General features: G+C 44.9%; 21 protein-coding genes. 5 read left to right on the top strand and 16 right to left on the bottom strand.

Annotated elements, in window-relative coordinates:
- Positions 1 to 133 precede the first annotated feature (133 nt).
- The gene (locus tag MHH76_RS04220; protein WP_039073279.1) at positions 134 to 928 is read right to left on the bottom strand and encodes an MBL fold metallo-hydrolase; all 795 of its coding nucleotides are present in this window, start codon (positions 926 to 928) and stop codon (positions 134 to 136) included.
- A 104-nt stretch (positions 929 to 1032) separates the two neighbouring features.
- Here MHH76_RS04220 and MHH76_RS04215 point away from each other — a divergent pair, with 104 nt between their 5' ends.
- Positions 1033 to 1815, top strand: a complete 783-nt coding sequence (locus tag MHH76_RS04215) for an MBL fold metallo-hydrolase (RefSeq protein WP_039073280.1) — start codon at positions 1033 to 1035, stop codon at positions 1813 to 1815.
- A gap of 45 nt (positions 1816 to 1860) precedes the next feature.
- Here MHH76_RS04215 and MHH76_RS04210 read toward each other — a convergent pair whose 3' ends face one another.
- From MHH76_RS04210 to MHH76_RS04185, 6 genes are all read right to left on the bottom strand, one after another.
- Positions 1861 to 2439 carry a VanZ family protein gene (locus tag MHH76_RS04210; RefSeq protein ID WP_043054174.1) on the bottom strand — a complete coding sequence of 193 codons (579 nt, stop codon included), beginning with the start codon at positions 2437 to 2439 and terminating at the stop codon, positions 1861 to 1863.
- 83 nt (positions 2440 to 2522) lie between these two features.
- On the bottom strand, positions 2523 to 5081 hold the full coding sequence (locus MHH76_RS04205) for an ABC transporter permease (RefSeq protein ID WP_043054173.1): 2559 nt from the start codon (positions 5079 to 5081) through the stop codon (positions 2523 to 2525).
- A gap of 12 nt (positions 5082 to 5093) precedes the next feature.
- On the bottom strand, positions 5094 to 5807 hold the full coding sequence (locus tag MHH76_RS04200) for an ABC transporter ATP-binding protein (RefSeq protein ID WP_223254876.1): 714 nt from the start codon (positions 5805 to 5807) through the stop codon (positions 5094 to 5096).
- The gene (locus MHH76_RS04195) at positions 5785 to 6204 is read right to left on the bottom strand and encodes a hypothetical protein (RefSeq protein ID WP_026578901.1); all 420 of its coding nucleotides are present in this window, start codon (positions 6202 to 6204) and stop codon (positions 5785 to 5787) included. Before MHH76_RS04195 ends, MHH76_RS04200 begins: the two co-directional genes overlap by 23 nt.
- 288 nt (positions 6205 to 6492) lie before the next feature.
- On the bottom strand, positions 6493 to 7929 hold the full coding sequence (locus tag MHH76_RS04190) for an anion permease (protein WP_039073282.1): 1437 nt from the start codon (positions 7927 to 7929) through the stop codon (positions 6493 to 6495).
- A 278-nt stretch (positions 7930 to 8207) separates the two neighbouring features.
- Positions 8208 to 8555 (bottom strand): general stress protein, encoded by a 348-nt coding sequence (locus MHH76_RS04185; RefSeq protein ID WP_026578903.1) that lies wholly within the window; start codon positions 8553 to 8555, stop codon positions 8208 to 8210.
- Positions 8556 to 8750: 195 nt separating this feature from the next.
- On the opposite strand from MHH76_RS04185, the gene MHH76_RS04180 reads away from it, so the two are divergent.
- Positions 8751 to 9134, top strand: a complete 384-nt coding sequence (locus MHH76_RS04180) for a DUF3212 family protein (RefSeq protein ID WP_035336969.1) — start codon at positions 8751 to 8753, stop codon at positions 9132 to 9134.
- A gap of 50 nt (positions 9135 to 9184) precedes the next feature.
- Positions 9185 to 10213, top strand: a complete 1029-nt coding sequence (locus tag MHH76_RS04175; protein WP_105979179.1) for an NADP-dependent oxidoreductase — start codon at positions 9185 to 9187, stop codon at positions 10211 to 10213.
- A 43-nt stretch (positions 10214 to 10256) separates the two neighbouring features.
- Here MHH76_RS04175 and MHH76_RS04170 read toward each other — a convergent pair whose 3' ends face one another.
- Positions 10257 to 11387, bottom strand: a complete 1131-nt coding sequence (locus MHH76_RS04170) for a DEAD/DEAH box helicase (RefSeq protein ID WP_035336973.1) — start codon at positions 11385 to 11387, stop codon at positions 10257 to 10259.
- A 137-nt stretch (positions 11388 to 11524) separates the two neighbouring features.
- Between MHH76_RS04170 and MHH76_RS04165 the strand changes: the two genes are divergently transcribed.
- Positions 11525 to 13081, top strand: a complete 1557-nt coding sequence (locus MHH76_RS04165; RefSeq protein WP_020450520.1) for an ABC-F family ATP-binding cassette domain-containing protein — start codon at positions 11525 to 11527, stop codon at positions 13079 to 13081.
- A 221-nt stretch (positions 13082 to 13302) separates the two neighbouring features.
- Here MHH76_RS04165 and MHH76_RS04160 read toward each other — a convergent pair whose 3' ends face one another.
- Both MHH76_RS04160 and MHH76_RS04155 read right to left on the bottom strand, forming a co-directional pair.
- A complete protein-coding gene (locus tag MHH76_RS04160) occupies positions 13303 to 14487 on the bottom strand; it encodes an MFS transporter (protein ID WP_020450519.1) in 1185 nt (394 codons plus the stop codon).
- 59 nt (positions 14488 to 14546) lie between these two features.
- Positions 14547 to 14969 carry a MerR family transcriptional regulator gene (locus tag MHH76_RS04155; RefSeq protein WP_035336978.1) on the bottom strand — a complete coding sequence of 141 codons (423 nt, stop codon included), beginning with the start codon at positions 14967 to 14969 and terminating at the stop codon, positions 14547 to 14549.
- Between the two features lie 165 nt (positions 14970 to 15134).
- Between MHH76_RS04155 and MHH76_RS04150 the strand changes: the two genes are divergently transcribed.
- Positions 15135 to 15965, top strand: a complete 831-nt coding sequence (locus tag MHH76_RS04150; RefSeq protein WP_020450517.1) for an ion transporter — start codon at positions 15135 to 15137, stop codon at positions 15963 to 15965.
- A gap of 37 nt (positions 15966 to 16002) precedes the next feature.
- Here the strand turns inward: MHH76_RS04150 and MHH76_RS04145 are convergent, their stop codons facing one another.
- The 6 genes from MHH76_RS04145 to bioW are packed head-to-tail and all read right to left on the bottom strand — an operon-like array spanning position 16003 to position 22173.
- On the bottom strand, positions 16003 to 17199 hold the full coding sequence (locus MHH76_RS04145) for a cytochrome P450 (RefSeq protein WP_020450516.1): 1197 nt from the start codon (positions 17197 to 17199) through the stop codon (positions 16003 to 16005).
- A gap of 17 nt (positions 17200 to 17216) precedes the next feature.
- Positions 17217 to 18218, bottom strand: a complete 1002-nt coding sequence (bioB, locus tag MHH76_RS04140; protein ID WP_020450515.1) for a biotin synthase BioB — start codon at positions 18216 to 18218, stop codon at positions 17217 to 17219.
- Positions 18215 to 18922, bottom strand: a complete 708-nt coding sequence (bioD, locus tag MHH76_RS04135) for a dethiobiotin synthase (protein WP_020450514.1) — start codon at positions 18920 to 18922, stop codon at positions 18215 to 18217. The genes bioB and bioD overlap by 4 nt, the downstream gene beginning before the upstream one ends.
- Entirely contained in the window at positions 18919 to 20070 is a 1152-nt protein-coding gene (bioF, locus tag MHH76_RS04130) for an 8-amino-7-oxononanoate synthase (protein WP_020450513.1), read from the bottom strand. The genes bioD and bioF overlap by 4 nt, the downstream gene beginning before the upstream one ends.
- Positions 20060 to 21406, bottom strand: a complete 1347-nt coding sequence (gene bioA, locus MHH76_RS04125; RefSeq protein WP_020450512.1) for an adenosylmethionine--8-amino-7-oxononanoate transaminase — start codon at positions 21404 to 21406, stop codon at positions 20060 to 20062. The genes bioF and bioA overlap by 11 nt, the downstream gene beginning before the upstream one ends.
- A complete protein-coding gene (bioW, locus tag MHH76_RS04120; protein ID WP_020450511.1) occupies positions 21403 to 22173 on the bottom strand; it encodes a 6-carboxyhexanoate--CoA ligase in 771 nt (256 codons plus the stop codon). The genes bioA and bioW overlap by 4 nt, the downstream gene beginning before the upstream one ends.
- Positions 22174 to 22200 lie beyond the last annotated feature (27 nt).

Genomic DNA, 22200 nt, shown 5'->3' with positions numbered 1-22200 from the left:
ATGATTCCTTTGGTATACAACAACATCCGAAATATAGAACGATGGATGGCCATCATCACATGTAAATGGTTAGTTTTTCCCTATAAAAAAACATTCAGCCTGGCTGAATGTTTTAAGTGCAGCATATGGCATTTTACGAATCAGAAGCGGGAAGGCGGCCTGACAGATCAAGGAGCTCTTTGGAAAAATCGCTTCCTTTCATCGGTACACCGTGTCCCGTCAACAATGCAGCCGGTTTTAATTCCGACAGCTTCCGAACCGAGTCCGCCGCTTTTGTCCAGTCCATTGTGAAATAAGCCGGGGGTCCGTTCAGCTCCTGCTTTTGAATCGCCACTTCAAACAGAGATTCCTGCTCTACAGTTGTAACGGCGTCGCCTGCGATCAAGGTTCTGTCCGACTGCCGGAAAAGCGAAACATGACCCGGTGTATGTCCCGGCGTCTCAATCCATTTCCACCCTTTAAGAAACGGAAGCGACCCATCTTCAGAAAGCTGCTTTACATGGGACGAAATGTTGATTGAGTGCCTCGGAAACAACGGAGACATCTTTGCAACCAGCCCGCTTTTTACTTGCGGTTTGGCAGGCGGATAATCGGCTTTTCCCGTTAAATAAGGCATTTCTTTTTCATGGGCGTAAACTGGAACCGGCCATGTTTCGAGAAGACCTTCCAAAGCGCCGACATGGTCGAAATGTCCGTGCGTCAAAACGATTGCTTTTAGGCTAAAATCGCCGAACCGCTCCTTTGCCTCTCTTAAAATAAATGGAGCGGACTTGGGCATTCCGGCATCGATTAAAATGGCTTCCCGCGAATCGGGATCGAAAATAAAATACACATTGACGATTTGCACCGTCAAACCGAATACACCTTCGGCATACTCTTCCAGGACCCCGCTGTTGATGGATGTCAAAGGCATGTAAGGATCACTCATTATGTTCACCACACTCACTTATCATATATTTTATTACTTTGCACATTTGACTTGAGGATATGCATGGATGAGCACCTTTGAAAAAATGAAGGAGGGACAAACCAATGGGAGATGGTCAATGGTTTACTGTAACAGAGCTTGATGAATCCACATATGCGATTAGCGAATGCGGGCATTGGGAAAATGTGCACTCTTACTTGCTGATTGGGGCGAAGGAAGCCGTTTTAATTGATACAGGTCTTGGTATCGGCAGCATGAAGACGGTAACGGATAGTCTGACCGATCTGCCGGTCAGCGTCATCACAACCCATGTCCATTGGGATCACATCGGAAGCCACGGTGAATATCAGCGCATTTACGTTCATGAAGCCGAGAAAGACTGGCTGACGGACGGAATCAAAGGGCTTCCGATCGAGCACATTCGCCGCGATGTCTCTCGAGATATCACCAAACCTGTACCGGCCGGCTTTTCCGCTGAAACATACACCCCGTTCAGAGGTGAACCGTCGGGAACGCTGCAAGACGGCGACACAGTCGGCTGCGATTCAAGGCCGCTCGTTATTTATCATACGCCCGGACACTCCCCGGGGCATATCTGTATCTTTGATCCGGCGTCAGGCTACTTGTTTACCGGCGACCTGCTGTATACCGGAGCCCCCATCTATGCATTCTACCCGACGACTGATCCGGCCCAATTGATTCAGTCGCTTGAAAAAATCTCGGCTATCGGGCGCGTGAAAAAGGTTTTCGGCGGGCATCATCAGCTCGGTCTTGCTCCTGACATTTTGCAGGAAGCCGGGCATGCGGCACTGCACTTAAAGAAACACGGGCTGGCAAAACACGGCACAGGCATGCACCGATTTAAGAGCCTGAGCTTTCAGTTTTAACTAAAAAAGATGATTGCCCGGCCGGGAACCATCTTTCGCACTTCTTCAAAAATGCAGATCTTTTCGGCGGGAACCTGATCCTTTAGCTCCGAACATGAAAGACGTCAGGCAGAAACCGATTACACCGCCGGCCGTATTTAAAATTAAATCATCCACATTAAAGGTTCTCGCCATTATAAATCCAGTCACAGATAGCACAAGCTGGAGACTCTCAATCAAAAAGCTTGTCAAAAAAACAAAAACCGCCGCTTTTTTCAGCGAAATTTTTCTCCATAGAACGGAAAGATACACACCTAAAGGAATGAGCAATAAAACATTAAAAAATGTAAGCTTGACAGAATTCCAAAAAAACCAATCAAACCCGCTCTGCTGATGCATTTGCACCCATTCAGCGACAAAATAAAACGGAATGAGCTGAATGTTCATTTGAGCGTATGCCGGCTGCGGCGGAATGTTGATTCCGCCTATCGTATAGTGATAAACGACGCTCAAATAAACAATAAAACTGGCAAACACCATTTTTCTAAAAAAACTTGTTTTTTTTCGGTTTTTCACAATGTCGTACAAAAAGTAGACGATTGCGCACATGAAACCGAGTAGCATTAAATTAACTGACCAAAACATTAAAATTCACACCTTTATTTTTAGTCACTATACTAACAAGTTTTGTGGATTTTCACCATAGCTCATAAACACTAATTACCAAACTATTCTTCCTTAGTTTTTAAAGCGTCAGAAATACTTATTTTTTTCAGTACAAAAAATAAGATAGACAGTGAAAGCAAAGATAAAGTACTTGTGAAAGCAACTGAATAAAAATAATATTTGAAATAATTATAATTATTATAGTTTTCAGGCATTGATAATGTAAGAAAAAGAATGATCGTTCCGCTTAAAAGAAAAGCTAATATTAAATAAATAGTCATTTCAATTATCAGGTCTTTCAAGACGGCTGTGACGCTTTTTCCAAAGGCTCGATTAATTGCAATTTCAGCTTTTCTTTGAATGATTCTAGAATACATTGTTGCAGCTAATGTTAAAACAGAGTAAAATGCAGTAACCGCAAATAACACAGTCCCAAGTATGGATAGATAATTAGAAATTGACTCAAGTCTCTTATTATCTTCTGTTTCTGAATAATACAGACTTCCAGGAATTGATGAAACCATTTGTTTCGTCTTATTAATAATCCCCTTCTTTTTTTGTTTAGAAATTGAATGGTCAGTATATATTGTCAATTCTTTATAGCCATCAAAAACCCCAATTTTTTTAGCCACTTCTTCATAAATTAAAACTGTAATTCCCTCACGTTCTTGAGAAATCTGATTTTGTTTCATCAAGTAAGGAGACAAGATAATCCGTTCTACCTTCAAATCCCAATTTTCAAATTTTGGTTTTTTTTCATCAGAATATGCAATCCTGCCGATTTTCACTTCGTCTCCATTTATAATTTTATTATTCATTTCTTTTTGATTTATTTCAGGAAAGAAAATAAAGGCTGATCTTGATTTTTTCACTTTCCTTACGGAACTTTCATCAAAACTATACATGCGTTGGAGATGTTTAAGTTCACTGTCATTCACTAATACAAAATTCACGTTAGGAATAGGTATAAGATTATTTGGTACTAAATTATCTATTGTGTCCTCAGATATTTCAACATTTATATTCTCCAGCTTATAGGTATTTATCCAAGATTTAATATTGGGTGAAAGTTGTTGTTTGGTTAGGAGCAAGGTGCTCCCTAGGGAGTTTGGAACTTTATCAATATAAACAACTCCTGGCAAGCGTTGAAGATCTTCTACACTTTTATAATCAAAAGAAACAGATTGATTGGTTTCGATAATATAGCCATTTACATGTTCCTCAGCAGTCAGTTGCTTAGATGAAAGTATAAAATCCGGTGTTGTTTCTTCGGATTTTTCAATTGTTTCATCGGCTATTAACTGGGTGAAGAAAAAAATCATGATCGAGAAAGACAGTATAACAATAAATAATATAGAAGATTTCCATCGAAACGTAAGTTGAATCACCAAAGACTTCAATTTAAAAGGAAACTTTTCTATAAATTGATAAACACGGTATCCTTTTGCTATAAGCGGATTCCCTTTTAAATTAGTATGAATTGTTTCTTTGCTTATTTTTTCCGTTACAATTAGTGCTGTTATACATAATGAAAAAAATAATAAGGTGAGCCAAATCGTGACGAACAGAGTAGATTCCAACAGAGGTGAAGAACTGTAGTTTTCAGTACGATATGTTTGATGATTTAATATCTTTTTCAAGTACACCCCAACAGGAAAAGATATTAAGAAACTCACTAAAACAATAATGGTACTCTGAAAAAAAACAAGAAGCCTTATATGATTTTTTTTTGCTCCGTGGGATCTCAGTATCGCAATTTTTTGCCGGTAATTCTGATAGAACACCTCAAATATTCGAAAACAGCAACACAACGAACCAAATATTAGAATTATCGAAAAAAATAAACATATATAGAAAATCCTATTATAGTTTTTATATCCTTCATTAAAAAGATTCTCATTTTCATATAATTGTTCAGGGCTAGACAAATGTTGCTCAAAATTTTCATTTATTTCTTGTTCGATCTTTTCTACATTTTCATTTTGAAGTGAAAAGATAAAACTTTTTTGTATATCAATGTGCTTATCTGCATTAAATTTTGTCGGACTTATAAAAACATTTGGATATGTATTCTTTCCTTTTTCTATATTTATTGGAGTAGACCAATTTGAGGAATAGTTATTCACAATACCTACTATTTGATAAACTTCCTCAACAGCACCTATTTTTAATTTAACATCCGCTCCAATAACGTCATTTGTTTTAAAAGAGTCAGTTAAAAATGATTCAATGGCAATCTCATTTTTGTGTACAGGCATCCTCCCATGTAAAATATGTATATGCCCTAATTCTAAAGCACTTTTGTCAAACCATCCAATAGAAGCTCCGACTGAAGATTCATTAAAATCTTCAGTGTAACCAACTAAAAAAATTCCTCCTCCTTTTTTTACACTATGTATTCCTTTTAACTCTCTGAACTCCTTTTCACTAAGATTGTTAATTATAGCATGATGCTCACCATATTTTTCATAGGCCTTTTCTTTTGTGTATTTCAGAATTTCTTCTGTAGCGCTGTTCACCATAATAAGAAAGACCATTGAGATAGAGATTATTAAAACCATTAAATAAGATATTTTTCTTCTTTGGAACAACGACTTAAAAGCTAATTTAACCCAAAACATATTTCAACACCTTTATAAAGTTTTGACTCGTCCATCTTCAATTAAAAAAAGCTGATCTGGCCTCTCTATCAAGTTCTCTTCGTGTGTAACAATCACTAATGTTTTATCAAATTCTTTGCATAAAGAAACTAAAAGTTCAATAACTTTTTCCGCATTTTTTTGATCTAAATTACCAGTCGGCTCGTCCGCAAAAATGATTTCTGGATCATTTGCCATTGCTCTTGCAATAGCAACTCTTTGTTGCTGACCACCTGACAGTTGGAAAGGAAAAGATTTCAACTTGTGCCCAATCCCTAAAATATTTGTCAGTTTCTTAATGTCCGAAATGTCTTTTTCCTTTTTATTAATCATTAGTGGTAGGATAATATTATCAAACACTGAAATTTCAGGTATTAAATGATAATTTTGAAAAATGAAACCGAAATTATTGCCTCTAATATTAGCTTGTTCAGGATCCTTTAATTTGTAAAAATTTTGCTGTTTAAACCACACATGGCCGTTGGTAGGTTCCTCCATGCCACCAAGAAGACTCAGCAAAGTTGTTTTACCTGATCCACTTTTCCCTAAGATTACATTAATTGAACCCTTGCTTATAGAAAGAGTAGTAGGGTGCAACGCATTAAATAATGAAGCACCCTCCCCATATGTTTTTGTTACTTGATTTGTCGATATTATAATTCTATTATCTTGTCTCATAATATTCTTATTGTTTAATCCTTCCTCCACCTTTTATATTAATTCCGTAATCTGAATATGTGTGCTTCGTAACATTAACTCTGTAAGTTCCTTTAGCCACTTTTCCTACATTTTTGCTATAACTTTTTCCGGTGGTTAATCTACCGGTACTGTAGCTAGTAAATACTCCTTTGCTAATTGTGACAGTATATTTATGAGTTTGTGACAGAGTTTCACCAGTTTCAGCCTTAATAGTTCTTGCACTAGCAGTTATAGTGGTAGATTTATTGCTTAGTTTATGTTTAGCTTCTCCAGTTACTGCTGATCGGATATTGAAAGAATATGGCTCATTATAAGCTAAACTCACCGTACTAAAGCCGAAAATAAAGACCAAAGCTACCACAGAGAAAGTACCAAATATTTTCTTTCTCTTTAATAATCTTTTCATAAATAATCCCCTCTTCCTTTTTATCTTCTTTTTGATTGTCCAATCAGAAACAGATCTGTCATATATTAGGTTAATATGAAAAATAATGTAAGTCAATGCATAAATTAGATTTCTATATCCATCATTTGTTTCAAAGAAATAACTAATATAAAACGGATATATGATGATAGATAGGCTAATTCCAAAGCTTTTAATTTATTACGACTTTTAACCGCAAGTGTGGAATTTCAAATCAACAGCATCGAAATGGACATAAAAGAAAGGACAGGATCTCTCCTGCCCTTCATTTTACCATATACCCAACAATTTCCACCATAGCCCTCCGACAACAAGCCATGTCACAATATGAACAATCGACAGGATAAAGCCGATTGACCACCATTTGCTTTGTGGAATATAGCCGGCCCCGAAAAAGACGGGTGCCGCTCCAGCTCCGTAGTGTGTCGTCGAAGCAAAAAGGTTGCTGAAAAACGCAAGGCTTAATGCTGCGAGGAGCGGCGGAGCGCCTGCAGCGATAATCACGGCGAGAAAGGCCGAATACATCGCGCTGATATGAGCGGTTGCACTCGCAAAAAAATAATGCGAATAATAGTAAACCGCAATTAAAATGAGAAATGCGCTGACCCAGGAGAATCCTGAAACATACGATTTCATCGCATCGCTGAACCAGCCGACCATGCCGAGTTCATTCAAAAAGCTCGCCAGCATGACGAGCGCGGCAAACCATGTCAGCGTATCCCATGCGCCTTGCTCTTTCTTAATATCGTCCCACGTCAGAACCTGTGTCAAAAGCAGGACGGCTAAACCGATCAATGCCGTTGTCGTTGCGTCAATTTTCAGGTTTCCGCCGAAAATCCATAAAAAAAGGACGAGCAAAAAGACCGCGACCATCGAGAGTTCCGATTTTTTGAACGGGCCCATTTCTTTCAGCTTCTCTGTTGCGATTTTCGCCGCATCAGGTGTTTCTTTCACCTCAGGCGGATACAGTTTATAAATGACAAGCGGGGTGATGATCAAGCTGACAAGTCCCGGGACGATGGCCGCCACAGCCCAGCTTGTCCAGGTCAGATTCACACCTGCCACATCATGGGCAAGTTTGGCAATCAGCGGGTTTGCCGCCATAGCCGTTAAGAACATCGCTGAAGTGATCAAGTTCCCCTGAAAGCCCACCTTCAGCAAGAAAGCGCCAATGCGCCGTTCCGTGCCGTCCTTGGGCGTTGACTGAAAAGTTTCGGATAACGAACGGATAATCGGAAAAATAATTCCCCCGGCCCGTGCGGTATTACTCGGGATCGCCGGCGACAAAATCAAATCGCTGACAAGAAGTGAATACGAGAGTCCGAGTGTTTTTTTGCCAAACATCCGCACAAATAAATAGGCGATTCGCGCACCTAAACCGGTTTTAATGAATCCCCGTGAAATAAAAAAGGCAATAACGATCAGCCAAATCGTCTTGTTTCCAAAACCGCTGAGCGTTTCTTCAATCGACAGCGTTCCGGTCAGCGCCGTGACCGCCAATGCGAATACGGCGATTGCCCCCATCGGTAGCGGTTTTGAAATAAAGCCGATAATCGTTGCCACAAAGATTGCAAATAAGTGCCATGCTTTCGGGTCCAATCCGGCGGGCGACGGAATAAACCAAATCACCGCTCCGACTAAAATCGTGACCGCAAGAGGAATGATGTTCAATGCCGATTTTTGTTCTGCATCTTTTTCTTTAGCCAAAACCTTTTCCTCCTATTCATATCGTTTTCGTTTATTATTCTACTCCTTTCCTGCTATCATTCAAATTTTATTTTATTAAAAAAACTGCCGACCTTGTCGGCAGTCTCAGATTTTTGACAAAATCCCTTCAGCGTGATTGAAAACCTTTGCAGTCTAGGAAGGCCGAGCATCGGAGCGGAGCGAATGTTGGAATTCGTGAGCACCGACGCGCAGGCCTGACAACGAATGCGAGGGTTTCTCGACACGCTGAAACTGCCGACCTTGTCGGCAGTCTCAATTTATACCCAAGATTTCACTTTTTCATGATCCGTGACAAAGAGGAGGACTTTTCCTTCATCAAGCTGCTTCTCGAATTGTTCTGCTTCCTGTTTTGAAAAGCCGATCTCATGAATTTTATTGCGGAGTTCGTCCCCTTTTTTGTTGAAGATATTGCCCACGGCATTTTTAAGGCCTGTCTCTTCGGCTCCGATCGTATTGGCATCCGCGTTGTCCGCAAGTCTTTCAGTACGGTCGTCATCATGTGACAGAACGTAAATATCTTCTCTTGCAACTCCGATTTCCCTGAGTTCCTCAACATCCTTCATCAGTTTTTCATCATTAGTATATTGTCTTACTACTGGTTTCATATGAATCTCCTCCCTTTTTTCATGTTGTATTTAACACTTACCCTTTGTTTACGCGGCTAAACGGATGAATGCTCTGTCATGACATTTTCATTTCAATGTTACAATTGTTATAAATTTTCAGACAAAACGTTTGAAAGGATTGCCAATTCAGGTACATTACAAATAGACAAGGCTTTGAGATGGGGTGATTGAAGCGTGTATTATTTTTCACCGGAACAGCAATATAACGCATGGATCATTAGCGATTTGGTCAAGCAGATTTTTTCAAGGGAAGGTCATCAAGAAGTTGATACTCATCGATTTGAATCTTTTGCCGCCAGACGATTCGGCATCAATATCGATTACGTCTTTTCAATCATCATGAACATCGGCGATCCGGAAGAAAGGAGAACGGCAAGCAGCACCGAAGACCTCCTCTCTTCATATCTCCTGTCATTGCTTCCTTTTATCACAAAAGACATGTTTCAATTTTCGAGAGAAAATGCCAATCAATATCTTTTAAATGAAAGAAATGCTGATGTTTTTCATCTTTTTCTGCCCGATGCTGTGCTGAAAAAAACCTTTCATGTAACCCGCTGATCTTTTGCTAAACCTCTTTTTTACGTGGTAAGTTATAAGTAAAAGGAGGAATCATTATGTCGCAAAAACAAATTGAACTCGCAAGACGTCCGCAGGGCATACCTGTTATGGACGATTTTCGCATAAAAGAAACGGAAATTCCGGAAGCAAAAAACGGTGAAGCGCTTGTAAAAACGCTTTATGTCTCAGTGGACCCTTATATGAGGGGAAGAATGCAGGACACGAAATCCTATGTCGAGCCATTTCCGCTTGATAAAGTAATCACCGGAGGCGTGATCGGCGAAGTGATATCTGCAAAAGGAGACAAGCTCAAAAAAGGGGACATTGTTTTGGGCCGCTTGGGCTGGCAGGAGTATTCAGCGGTTCGCGAAGACAATCTGCAGAAAATCGATCCGTCCCTCGCGCCTGTTACCGCTTTTCTTGGGATTCTCGGCATGACCGGTTTGACCGCTTATTTCGGACTTTTGGACATCGGACAGCCAAAAGCCGGTGAAACGGTTGTTGTCTCCGGTGCCGCCGGAGCAGTCGGCTCCGCCGTCGGACAAATTGCCAAAATCAAAGGGGCGAGAGTCGTCGGTATTGCAGGCTCTGACGAAAAAACGGCATACTTAAAAGAAAAGCTCGGTTTTGATGAAGCAATCAATTATAAAACAACGGAAAATATGGCCTCAGCGCTTGAACAAGCTTGTCCGGACGGTGTCGATGTTTACTTTGACAACGTCGGAGGCACGATTTCAGATGCTGTCTTCCCCCTGCTCAATAAGTTTGCACGAATTCCGGTTTGCGGGGCGATTTCTTCTTATAACGTCAAAAGCGCAGAAGATGATATGGGGCCGCGTGTACAAACAGCCTTAATTAAAACAAGCGCCCTGATGAAAGGATTTGTCGTCAACGATTACAGGGATCGCTTTCCTGAAGGAACCAAACAGCTCGCCGAATGGGTAAAAAGCGGGCAGCTTCAATATGAGGAAACGATAACAGAAGGTTTCGAGCGGATACCTGAGGCATTTTTAGGCTTGTTTGAAGGAAAAAACCTCGGCAAACAGCTGATCAAAGTCGCCGATTCCGACAATGCCTGAGCATTCATATAAAAAAGAGGCCTGCCGGCAGCAGGCCTCTTTCTTATCTTTCAATAATCCGTCCTCTTTCATACACGATCCGCTGAAGCGGGATTTCAAGCTTCTTCGCCAGCTTTTTCAGCCTTTCCTCTTCAATGCGGTTGACAAGGCTGATCACGGTTCCTTCATTCCCCGCTCTTCCCGTCCTTCCCGATCGGTGGATATAGCCTTCAATGTTTGGCAAATCGGCGTGGATGACATAAGGGAGATCTTCGATGTCGATTCCGCGCGCTGCGATATCGGTCGCGAGAAGCAGTGTGAATTCGCCTGCTTCAAATGCCTGCAATATTTTGGCGCGCTCGATTTTTTTCGCCTCGCTGTGAAGAACGCCGATGTCGACATGATGAAATTTGAGCTTTTCGGCATACACGTTTAAGTTGCCGATGTCTTTGACAAAGACGAGCGCCTGCATACCTGGAAGCCGCGAGAATTTTTGCAGGATCTTCACCTTATCCCGCTGGTCGCATACGAGAAATTGGTGTTTGATTTTTGCAGATTCTTCTTTCGACCTCTTGATCCTGAGAACTTCCGCTTCTGTCGTCATGCTGCGGATCTCGCGTTCGGCGTCGTCTTTTAAAGTCGCCGAAAAACAGAGGAGCTGCCTGTCGCGGAGCGTCGATTTGATGATGCTTTGTATCGTCCCGCGATGCTCCGGCGTAAGCAGATGATCGGTTTCGTCAAGGACGATCGTCTTCACTTCATGCATTTTCAGTTTTTTCATTTTAATCAGCTCAAATACGCGTCCAGGTGTGCCCGCAATGATGTGCGGGTGTTTTTTCAGCTTTTCCTGCTGCTTTTTAACATTGGCGCCGCCGATCAGGGAAGCGGCTCTGATATCCGAGCCTTTTTTCCATTCGACGATCACATCAAAAATCTGCATGACAAGCTCGCGGGACGGAGCCAAAATCACAGCTTGCACGTTCTTTTGATCCGCCTCCAGCTTTTCCAGAATCGGCAGGACGTAAGCGAGCGTTTTGCCCGTTCCAGTCGGCGACTCGGCGATCACGTCACGCCCGTCCAAAATCAGATCGACTGCATTTTTTTGGACACTCGTCGGCTCTTGAAAGCCCGATGCCTTCCAGTTTTCTTGAATAAACGGTTTTGCTTTATTTAAAAATGGCCATCTTTCTGTCATGTTTTTCTCCTTTTATCAGGTTGATTCTGCTCCTAGTATCTCAAAACAAAAGCGGCTGCGCAATTTTTCTTTTATTGTTCCCTCTGAGTTCGATATAATCTTATAGAATACAGATTATATTTTTTGAGGTGCAAAACATGAGTTTACTTACAGTCACAAAGCTGAGCCACGGTTTTGGCGACCGGGCGATCTTTCATGATATATCCTTTCGCTTGCTGAAAGGCGAACATGTCGGTCTCATCGGAGCAAACGGCGAGGGAAAATCGACCTTCATGAATATCATTACAGGCAAACTTGAGCCTGACGAAGGAAAAGTGGAATGGTCCAAAAAGGTCCGGGTCGGCTATCTGGACCAGCATACATCACTTGAGCGCGGACAAACAATCCGCGACGTGCTGAGAAACGCTTTCCATTATTTATTTGCGATGGAAGAAGAAATGAATGCCATCTACACAAAAATGGGCGAGGCTGACCCCGATGAGCTTGAAAAGCTTCTCGAAGAAGTCGGAACGATCCAGGACGCCCTGACCAACAACGACTTTTACGCGATTGACGCAAAAGTCGAAGAAATCGCCCGCGGCCTCGGGCTTAACGATCTCGGCCTTGACAGGGATGTCGCGGATTTGAGCGGCGGCCAGCGGACAAAGGTGCTGCTTGCTAAACTGCTCTTGGAAAAGCCCGACATCCTGCTGCTCGATGAGCCGACAAACTATCTGGACGAACAGCATATCGAATGGCTGAAACGCTATTTGCAGGAGTACGAGAACGCCTTTATTTTGATTTCTCACGACATTCCGTTTTTAAACAGCGTCATTAATTTGATCTACCATGTGGAAAACCAGGAGCTGACCCGCTATGTCGGCGACTACAACCAATTCCGCGAAGTATACGAAGTGAAAAAACAGCAGCTTGAAGCAGCCTACAAGAAACAGCAGCAGGAGATTTCGGAGCTGAAAGATTTCGTCGCCCGCAACAAAGCGCGCGTCAGCACAAGAAATATGGCGATGTCCCGGCAAAAAAAGCTCGATAAAATGGATATGATCGAGCTCCCTTCGGAAAAACCGAAGCCTGAATTTCATTTTAAACAAGCAAGAACATCCGGAAAGCTGATTTTTGAAACGAAAGAGCTCGTCATCGGCTATGATGAGCCGCTGTCCCGTCCGCTGAACTTGAGAATGGAGCGGGGCCAAAAGATCGCTCTGTACGGAGCCAACGGCATCGGAAAAACGACATTGCTGAAAAGCCTTTTGGGTGAAATTTCACCGCTGTCGGGAGAAGTCGAACGCGGCGAACACCTTCATATCGGCTATTTCGAGCAGGAAGTCAAAGAGACCAACAACAACACATGCATAGAAGAAGTGTGGAACGACTTTCCGTCCTTTACACAGTACGAAATCCGCGCGGCTCTGGCGAAGTGCGGACTGACGACAAAGCATATCGAAAGCAGGGTATCCGTATTAAGCGGCGGGGAAAAAGCAAAAGTCAGACTATGCAAGCTTATCAATTCGGAAACGAACCTGCTTGTACTCGATGAACCGACAAACCACCTTGATGTTGAAGCAAAAGAAGAATTAAAAAGAGCTTTGAAAGAATACAAAGGCTCCGTCCTGCTCATCTCTCACGAACCTGAATTCTATATGGACATCGCGACAGAAACATGGAATTGCGAGTCATGGACAACGAAAGTTTTATAAACAAAAAAAGCTTGTTTCCTTTTAGGGAAACAAGCTTTCAGATTGTTGACAAAATCCCAAAACGGCTTTTTGTTTTGGGATTTTGTCATCCTTTCTGCGTGATTGAAAACCTTTGCAGTCTAGGAAGGCCGAGCATCGGAGCGGAGCGAATGTTGGAATTCGTGAGCACCGACGCGCAGGCCTGACAACGAATGCGAGGGTTTCTCGACACGCTGATTTCATTAATGACCGGCTTTGATGCCTGCCAAATAACGGCGGCCTCCAGTCAAAACGGCCATGCCGGCAAGCACGGCGATGCATCCTGCAAAATAGGGAGTATGCGCAGTAAAATGATCGGCTAACACACCGGCGATCCAAGGCGCAATGGCCCCGCCGATGAACCGGATGGAGCTGTAGGCAGATGAAGCGACAGACCGTTCGACAGGCGCAGCTTCCATCACCGCTGTTGTCAAAATCGTATTGATCATGCCCAGAATCCCTCCGGCTATGATGATCGCCCCGATGACGAGCGCCATGTGCTCCGTCCAAATCCCGATCGCGAGCAAATCAGCTGCAAACAGCATAAACAGAAAGATCAGCGAGCGGACGGTTCCAAAGATCCGCTGTACGGCCGGAGCGATGAAAACGGAAGTGATCGCAAGAAACAGCCCCCAGCCGAAAAAGACGTAGCCGAGGCCCCGTTCATTTAAGTCAAGAACAAACGGCGAATATGCAAGCAGGGTGAAGAAACCGAAGTTATATAAGAATGCGGCGCCTGAAAGCGTCAATAGCCCTTTATAACGAAGCGCTTTGATCGGCGCGCTGACGGAAATTTTCTTCCGCGGCTTTTGGACAGGCGGCAAAAGAAAAAAGATGGCCAAAAGAGCGGCCGCCATTAAAACCGATACGCCGAAAAACGGCGCTCTCCACGATATTGTGCCAAGCTCTCCACCGGCAAGCGGTCCAACCGAAATGCCCAATCCCAAAGCCGCCTCATACAAAATAATGGCTTTTGCGCTTCCGCCAGATGCCACGCTGACAATGACGGCAAGCGCAGTTGAGATAAACATGGCGTTTCCGAGTCCCCAGCCGCCGCGAAAGCCGACGAGCTGAGAAATGGAATGCGAAAGCCCGCCCAAGCCTGCAAAAACGATGATCAGGATCAAGCCGCTGATTAACGTCAGCTTTGCCCCAATCCGGCTCGATACGGCGCCTGATAAAAGCATGGCGAAACCTGTGACTAGCAGATAGCTTGTAAATAAAAGCGAAACTTGGCTGGGGGAAGCATGCAGCTGCCGCGCAATCGCCGGCAGAATCGGATCGACAAGCCCGATCCCCATAAACGAGATCACGCAAGCAAAGGCCACGGCCCAGACCGCTTTTGGCTGTTTAAACATACTTGAGTTCTCAGGTGGTTGTTCATTCATGATCTATCAAACCTTTCTTTGCAAATAAAGAAACGCTATAAAAATAGCGTTTTTCTTGTTTAATCAATTGATTCAAGCGCATTCTCGGCTTTTGCCTGCATAGCCTCCAAGCGCTTCTTGAATGATTGAAATTTTTCAATCTTTTCATCAATCATTCTCATCTGTTCATTCAGCATCCTCTGAATGTCTTCGAGCTTTTCTTTTCGTTCCCGTTTGTCCAGCGATAAAAGGTATCCTTCTTTATTCATCTCCAAGTGCTTGCCCGTTTCCATGAACTGCTGGAGCTCCTGCAGCGAGAATCCCAGCACTTCCTTCGCGCTGATCACTCTTTCAAGCTCTTCAAGATCGTCTTCAGAGTAAAGACGGACACCGCCTTCCGTCCGCTTCGGTGAAGAAAGCAGACCGATTTCTTCGTAAAAGCGGATCGTTCTTTTCGTCAGGCCGCTTCGCTTGGCCATTTGATCAATCTTCATCCACTCCACGTCCATATCCCCCCGAGATTTTTCTTCTTTTCTATTATACTACTATTATACTTTTACGTAAACGTTAAGTTTTTTTCGATACAAAAAAAAGAACTGACTTGACATCATCCTGCTGCTGTAACGTATCATAGAATGGACAACTAAACAGGAGGACAAATAATCAGAGTGAACACTCATCAAAATCGATTTTCAGTTCAAAGTAAAGTTTCGGCATTGATTGAAAGCCGGCTGTTTCAGTCATTCATAACGACGGTCATTGTGTTGAATGCCATCTCGATCGGTTTGGAAACTTACGCTTTCTTTAAACCTTATCAAAAAGTATTTTTTATTGTGGATTGTTTGTTTTTAACGATATTTGTCATCGAACTATCTCTTAAACTATTCGTTCAAAAACAGCACTTTTTTAAAAACAACTGGAACGTTTTTGACTTCGTAATCGTCGCCGGCAGTTTGATTCTTTACAATACGAATTTCGTCAGCGTTCTCCGTATCTTCCGGGTGCTGCGGGTGCTGCGGACGATCACTTCCGTTCCCTCATTAAGAAGGATCGTCAATGCGCTGTTTATGGCGATTCCGACTATCAGCAGCGTCATTATTCTGATGAGCATCATTTTTTATGTGTACGCCGTCATCGGTACGATGTTCTTTTCTGCTATCGCGCCGGAATACTTCGGCAACCTGCAGCTCAGCCTTCTGACACTGTTCCAAACCTTTACGCTCGAATCGTGGGCAAGCGGCATATTCAGGCCGATTTTTGCCGAGAGCGGCTGGTCATGGCTCTATTTCGTTTCATTTATCATCATTGCGACTTTCATTATGATCAACTTGATCGTCGGGGAAATCGTGAATAATGCACAAAAAATTTCTCAGGAAATAGAAGATGAGACAGGCGAGCTGAAAGAGGATACAAAAGAAATCAAAGAACTGCGCGCGGAGGTTAAAGAATTAAAAGCGCTTCTGGAAACCTATATCACGCAAAATGAAAAGAAAGATTAAAAAGGGCCGGCACCTGTAAGCCAGCCCTTTTTTGTCTTTAATTGAGAATGACAGGCAGCTCGGCCAGCGATCTAAAGCCGATTAACCTGCGAAATGGAATGTCTGTTGAAGCAAGCTTCAACTTAGGCAGCCGCTCCAACAATGCGGGAATGGCAATTTGCGCTTCGAGCCGCGCCAATGCCGAGCCTAAACATACGTGTGCACCGGCTCCAAAGGCAAGGTGCGGATTCGGTTTTCTCGTGATGTCAAATACATGCGGATTTTGAAATATCTTCGGATCGCGGTTGGCGGCGCCTAAAAGGATGTATACGTGCTCTCCTTTTTTGATGATCTTCCCGTTGATTTCACAGTCCTCTGACGCGGTGCGCGCTGTCAGCTGTGTCGGACTTTCATAGCGCAGGCATTCTTCAACGGCTGACTCAATCAGCAGCGGATTTTCTTTCAGCGCGCTGAGCTGGCCGGGATGGTTCATGAGCAAAAACAATCCGTTCGTCAAAAGGTTGACCGTCGTCTCGTGCCCGGCAATCACAAGCAGAATGCACGTCGCAAGAACTTCATCTTCGGCGAGCTGCTCATGACCGGCGAATGTGCTGATCAGGTCTTGAGAAGGATGAGCTTTTCGCTTTTCAATCAAATCTTTAAAATACGCCGTCAGCTTGGCAACGGTATCCCCGCCTTTTGCCAGCACCTTTCGTGTGCGGGTCAAATCGATCGTTTGAATGAGATCCGCCGTCCATTGCCTGAATTGATATCTCTCCTCTGCGGGGACGCCGAGCATGTCGGCAATGATAAGGCTTGCCAAAGGAAAGGCGAATTCGGATACCATGTCCGCCATCTTCTTGTTTTCAAGCTGATCGAGCAATTCATGGACGATTTCTTCTATAACAGGACGGAAAGATGCCGTCTTCTGCGGCATGAATTCTTTGCCGACAATCGTCCGCATCCGCTTATGGCCAGACTCATTTTGAAACAGCATCATATTCCGCTGCAATTCGTGAAGTTGTTCATATTTTGTAGAGGCTTCAGGGAGAGGAACGCGGTTTTTAAATACCGCGTCCCTCAAAATCGCCGCCGCTTCTTCATATCCGGTGACATACCATCCCAGATGCTTTAAAACGGTTCCTTTATATACAGGATGAACGGACCGCAGTTTATCGTAAAACAGATATGGATCTCTCCAAAAATCCGAATCCGATTTCAGACGCGGCCCTGCCTCGTGCAGTTCTGTCGTCATGTTATATCTCCCCCGTGTTACCGCTGTAAACTGGCTTTCATTTCTTCCACCGATTCGACTTCAAATCCTAAATCATGGAGCATCTTATGGTCCTCTGTTTCATTCTGCCCTGCCGTTGTTAAATAGTCTCCGACGAAGATCGAATTGGCGGCATACAGCCCCAGCGGCTGCAAGGAGCGGAGGTTGACTTCGCGCCCCCCTGAAATACGGATTTCCTTTGTCGGGTTGATAAAGCGGAACAAAGCCAAAACCTTTAAACAATAAAGCGGATTTAATTCATTGACCCCTTCCAGCGGAGTTCCGTCGATCGCATGTAAAAAATTAACCGGAATTGAGTCTGCATCAAGCGCCTTTAAGCTATTCGCCATATCGACGACATCCTGCTTCGTCTCTTTCATCCCGACAATGACGCCCGAGCATGGGGACATGCCGGATTTTTTGGCTGTTTCCACAGTGTTTACTCTGTCATCATACGTGTGGGACGTTGTAATGTTTGAATGATTGCTTTTTGATGTATTGATGTTGTGATTGTACCGGTCCACTCCGGCTTCCTTCAGCCGCTCGGCCTGTTCGGGCTTTAGCAGTCCGAGGCATGCACAGACTTTTAAGCCGTACGTTTCTTTAATTTCTTTAACGGCGCCGACCACTTGATCGACATCTCTGTTGGACGGGCCTCTGCCGCTCGCCACGATGCAATACGTTCCGATATTTAAATCGTGCGCACGCTTTGCACCTTCAAGCAGGGTCGTTTTGTCGACCATCCTGTAGCTGTCGATCGGCGCTTTTGATATCGAAGACTGCGAGCAGTAGCCGCAGTTTTCCGGACAAAGTCCAGATTTTGCATTCATAATCATATTGAGCTTTACTTTTTTTCCAAAGTAGCGTTTTCTGATTTGAAATGCAGCATGCATAAGCAGGAGAACGTCGTCATCCGAGCATTCCAAGATGGAAAGCGCCTCTTTTTCAGTTACTTCTCCGCCATCCAGCACCCGTTCTGCAAGTTCCATCCACTGATTCATGTTTCTGCCCCCATTTGCATTTGATTCATAATCAAGGAAACATCGACATGCTCCTTGATCATGTGGTGAATTTGTGTTGGTGAAACGTCTTCAAGCTTCGGCGTAACGCCGAGGAGCGGCACACCGCAAAATCTTTCAATCATGTCCGGATTCGTCTGTTCATCAAGTCCGGGCCGGCTGCTGATGCCGTTGATCACGATGCCGATCACGCGTATCCCCATTTGTTTCGCGTATTGGACGGTTAAATACGTATGGTTGATCGTTCCAAGATTGGGACGAGCCACAATGACAGCCGGCAAATCGAGCGCTTTGATCAAGTCGCTGACGAAATAATCCTCTCCGAGCGGCACCGCAATCCCGCCTGCCCCTTCAACAATGAAGCAATCGTGCCGATCCTTAATCTTTTTCCAATGGTTCACGGCATCTTCCAGCCCGACGGTCCTCCCTTCGAGCTTCCCTGCTGTGTAAGGTGCAAGCGGCTCTTTAAACACGAAAGGTGTGATCTCCTCATCAGCGAGAGATGTTTCAGAGCTGTTCTTCAAAAGTGCTGTATCACTCTGCGGATCGCTGCTAAGCTCTCCACTCAAAAACGGCTTGAACACGCCGACATCAACATGCTGCTCTTTCAACAAAGCGGCAAGGCCGCAAGCGATAAACGTCTTCCCTACTCCCGTATCAGTTCCCGTTACAAAAAAACCCTTCATTTCACCAAGTTCAACTCTCTTCCCACTAATTTAAACCCCTCTAATAGAGCTTCAATATCTCTTAACTTGCGATCTGCGGTGACGGTCAGCCTGATTCGGCTCTCTCCTTCCGCAACAGTCGGCGGGCGGATGGCCGGGGCCTCAATCCCTTTCTCCTTGAGGCCGTTTGCAAATCGAACGGCTTTTTGAGGGTCTCCGATCATAACGGGTATGATCGGCGTATCTTCTCCCTTGACCGTAAACCCGATATCCTCGAGACCCCGTTTGATCGTGGTCACCGATGATTGCAAAAGCCGGCGTTTATCCCGGCTGTCTTTAATGATGTCTAAAGCTCTGCATGCCGCCGCACAGCTTGCGGGCGGGACAGCCGTTTGAAAGATAAACGTTCTCGCATGATTCAGCAAAAAATCGATCAATGCTTTAGAGCCCGCGACGAAGCCGCCTTCCGCGCCTACAGCTTTACTTAACGTGCCGATCACAACATCTGGGGAGACGCCGAAATACTCGCCCGTTCCCCTGCCGGCATCTCCCAAAACCCCTGTTGCGTGGGCATCATCAACGATGACAAAGGCCCGGTACCGCTTGGCAAGGAGCATGATTTCGTCAAGCGGTGCAATTGTGCCGTCCATGCTGAACACGCCGTCTGTCACAATAAAACAGCGAGCACGGCTCTGTGCGGTGCGGAGTTTTTCTTCAAGATCATTCATATCCGTGTGGCGGTAAACAACCGTATCAGCTTTTGAAAGGCGGCAGCCGTCGATGATGCTCGCATGGTTCAATTGATCGCTTAATATGACGTCTCCTTTTTCAGGCAAAGACGAAAGCACGCCGATATTGGCCAAATATCCGCTTGAAAACAAGAGAGCGGCTTCTGTCTGCTTAAAACCGGCGATTTTCCGCTCAAGTTTTTCATGCCATTCGGTATTGCCGGACGTCAGCCTTGACCCTGTGCTCCCGGCTCCAAAGCGGCGAAGCGCCGTTTCTGCGGCGTGAATCAGCCGTTTGTCGTTCGCCAGGCTCAAATAATCGTTTGACGCCCAATTCGTACGTTTCGCTTCCGCGACAGCTTGAGGCGGTTTAAGCGAGCGGTAAAGCCCGGCTGCCTTCGTCCTGGCGAGCCGACTGCTGAGCCATTCGTCAATGGGCACGGCCTGTAACCTCTTGAATCGCTTCTTTCATAATGGACACCATGGCGCTCAGGTCATCGGCGGTGCTGGCGAGCGGAGGAAGAAATGCGATAACATCCCCGAGCGGCCTCGTCAGCATGCCAAGCTCCCTCATTTTCAAAGACACCCGGTATCCGATTCGCTCTTCAGGCGGATAAGGCTGCCTCGTTTCTTTCGACTGAACGAGTTCGATCCCGCTCATTAAACCGAGCTGGCGGATGTCGCCGACATGAGGGAGCGCTGCAAGATCATGAAAAAGCGATTCCACTATTTTCGACTTTTCCGCAACTTGAGCGACGATTTTTTCCGATTCGAACAGGCGCAAATTTTCCAGAGCAACGGCGCAGCCAAGCTGGTTCCCCGTGTACGAATGGCCGTGGAAAAACGTTTTCAGTTTGTCATAGTCATCATAAAATGCCTGATAAATTTCCTCTGTCGCAAAAGTGACGGCGATCGGCAAATAGCCTCCGGTAATGGCCTTTCCAGCCGCCATCAAGTCAGGCTGAACACGTTCATGCTCACAGGCAAACATTTTCCCGGTTCGGCCGAATCCTGTCGCCACTTCATCGACAATCATTAAAACGTCATATTTCGTACAAAGCTCCCGGACGCCTGCCAAATATCCTTCAGGCATCACGATCATCCCCGATGCCCCTTGGACCATCGATTCGACCGACAGCGCGGCGATCTCACCGTGCCGCTCGCTCAGGAGCCGTTCGAGTTCTGCGAGGCATTCATCGCGGCACTCGTCCGGGTTGCCTCTTTTCGAGCGGTACACGTAAGGAACATTTACCTTAAAGCTTTCAAACATAAGCGGCCCGTATACATGGTGGAAGAGCTCGATCGCACCGACGCTGACAGCGCCGATCGTATCGCCGTGATAGCCGTTTTTCATCGAAATGAATTTTTGTTTCTCCGGCTTGCCGATGTTTTTCCAATATTGAAAGGCCATTTTCAGCGCGATTTCCATTGCTGCAGCGCCGCTGTCCGAATAAAAAACACGCGTCAGCTTTTCCGGTGTGATCTTGATTAACACCTCGGCAAGCTCTGTCGCCGGAACATTTGTCATCCCCAGCAATGTCGAATGAGCGATTTTGCCGAGCTGTTTATTGATGGCTTCATCCAGTTCCTTCTTGCGATGGCCGTGGACATTGAGCCATACTGAAGAAAATCCGTCATAGTACTCCCTGCCGTCGATATCTTTCAGTTTGATGCCCTCCCCGCTTTCGATGATCAGCGGGTTTTCGTCATAGTCTTTCATTTGGGTAAAAGGCAGCCAAAGATATTTTTTGCTTTTTTCAACGAATGATTGATTCATGTTTTACCTCCCGACCGAATGAATACAGGCTGTTTTTCCAAGCCGTCTATACAGCTCTTGATATCTGTTAATCCATCAACAAAAAAAATCCGGCAGCCGCTCTCGTCTCCATGCTCTTTCATCCTTGTTATCCGCTGATAACCCAGCTTTTTAGCGGCAACATAGCCCGTTATGTAATCAGGGTCATCTGACCAGCATAATTCGGCGACGACAGCCGGATGCTCACATACCTTAGAAGCGATGGCAAGCGCCTCTTTCAACCGCGGATTCGGCGGCATTCCGCACAAAGCCGCCCACATTTGAAAATCGGCTTCCGGCCAATCGAGCCGTGAGACGCGCACTCCTTTTTGTTTTCTTCCGTCAATCCTCCGGCCTGAATGAATGTCAAACAAAACGGCGCCCCTTACGTCCGAGTATTCGGCAATGCCTTGAAACGCTTTGTCTACCGCGTTTTTCGGTACGCCGGCGCGGCTGATCAGCTCACGGGCAAGCGCTTGTCCTTCTTCCGCTGATTTTGTTTCATTCGTTTCAATGCGCAGAGGCTGGACAAACTTTATCGGTTCGTTTACAAGATCGAAGCGAATTTGCATAAAGTCCGGCTTGCCCCGCGAATGAGACAATGCTTTTTCCAATAAATCGCTGACGGCATCCTTTACACCGATGAAAGGCGCAAGCCGCTCTCCTCCGGATATGTGTTTTCCCCCCTCTTCATGGGGACCGTTCTCGGAGGCTCTCATTCTCACACTGTAATACGCTTCTCCCTTCATGCTTTCATCCCCCCTCTAAACACCGCA

It is taken from the genome of Bacillus sp. FSL L8-0193 (assembly GCF_037976065.1).
In the GTDB taxonomy this organism is placed as follows: domain Bacteria; phylum Bacillota; class Bacilli; order Bacillales; family Bacillaceae; genus Bacillus; species Bacillus paralicheniformis.
The sequence above is the reverse complement of the archived record's forward strand: the minus strand, read 5'-3'. Positions and strand labels throughout refer to the sequence as shown.

Bases quoted from the DNA above. Each gene is read 5' to 3' on its own strand.
- MHH76_RS04170 (WP_035336973.1), bottom strand. From the start codon at position 11,387: ATGACAGAAAGATGGCCATTTTTAAATAAAGCAAAACCGTTTATTCAA.
- MHH76_RS04210 (WP_043054174.1), bottom strand. From the start codon at position 2,439: ATGTTTTGGTCAGTTAATTTAATGCTACTCGGTTTCATGTGCGCAATC.
- bioW (WP_020450511.1), bottom strand. From the start codon at position 22,173: ATGAAGGGAGAAGCGTATTACAGTGTGAGAATGAGAGCCTCCGAGAAC.
- MHH76_RS04205 (WP_043054173.1), bottom strand. From the start codon at position 5,081: ATGTTTTGGGTTAAATTAGCTTTTAAGTCGTTGTTCCAAAGAAGAAAA.
- MHH76_RS04160 (WP_020450519.1), bottom strand. From the start codon at position 14,487: ATGAATGAACAACCACCTGAGAACTCAAGTATGTTTAAACAGCCAAAA.
- bioA (WP_020450512.1), bottom strand. From the start codon at position 21,406: ATGAATCAATCATTCGTTGAAAAAAGCAAAAAATATCTTTGGCTGCCT.
- MHH76_RS04145 (WP_020450516.1), bottom strand. From the start codon at position 17,199: ATGACGACAGAACTGCACGAGGCAGGGCCGCGTCTGAAATCGGATTCG.
- MHH76_RS04165 (WP_020450520.1), top strand. From the start codon at position 11,525: ATGAGTTTACTTACAGTCACAAAGCTGAGCCACGGTTTTGGCGACCGG.
- MHH76_RS04195 (WP_026578901.1), bottom strand. From the start codon at position 6,204: ATGAAAAGATTATTAAAGAGAAAGAAAATATTTGGTACTTTCTCTGTG.
- MHH76_RS04185 (WP_026578903.1), bottom strand. From the start codon at position 8,555: ATGAAACCAGTAGTAAGACAATATACTAATGATGAAAAACTGATGAAG.
- bioB (WP_020450515.1), bottom strand. From the start codon at position 18,218: ATGAATCAGTGGATGGAACTTGCAGAACGGGTGCTGGATGGCGGAGAA.
- MHH76_RS04220 (WP_039073279.1), bottom strand. From the start codon at position 928: ATGAGTGATCCTTACATGCCTTTGACATCCATCAACAGCGGGGTCCTG.
- MHH76_RS04215 (WP_039073280.1), top strand. From the start codon at position 1,033: ATGGGAGATGGTCAATGGTTTACTGTAACAGAGCTTGATGAATCCACA.
- bioD (WP_020450514.1), bottom strand. From the start codon at position 18,922: ATGAAGGGTTTTTTTGTAACGGGAACTGATACGGGAGTAGGGAAGACG.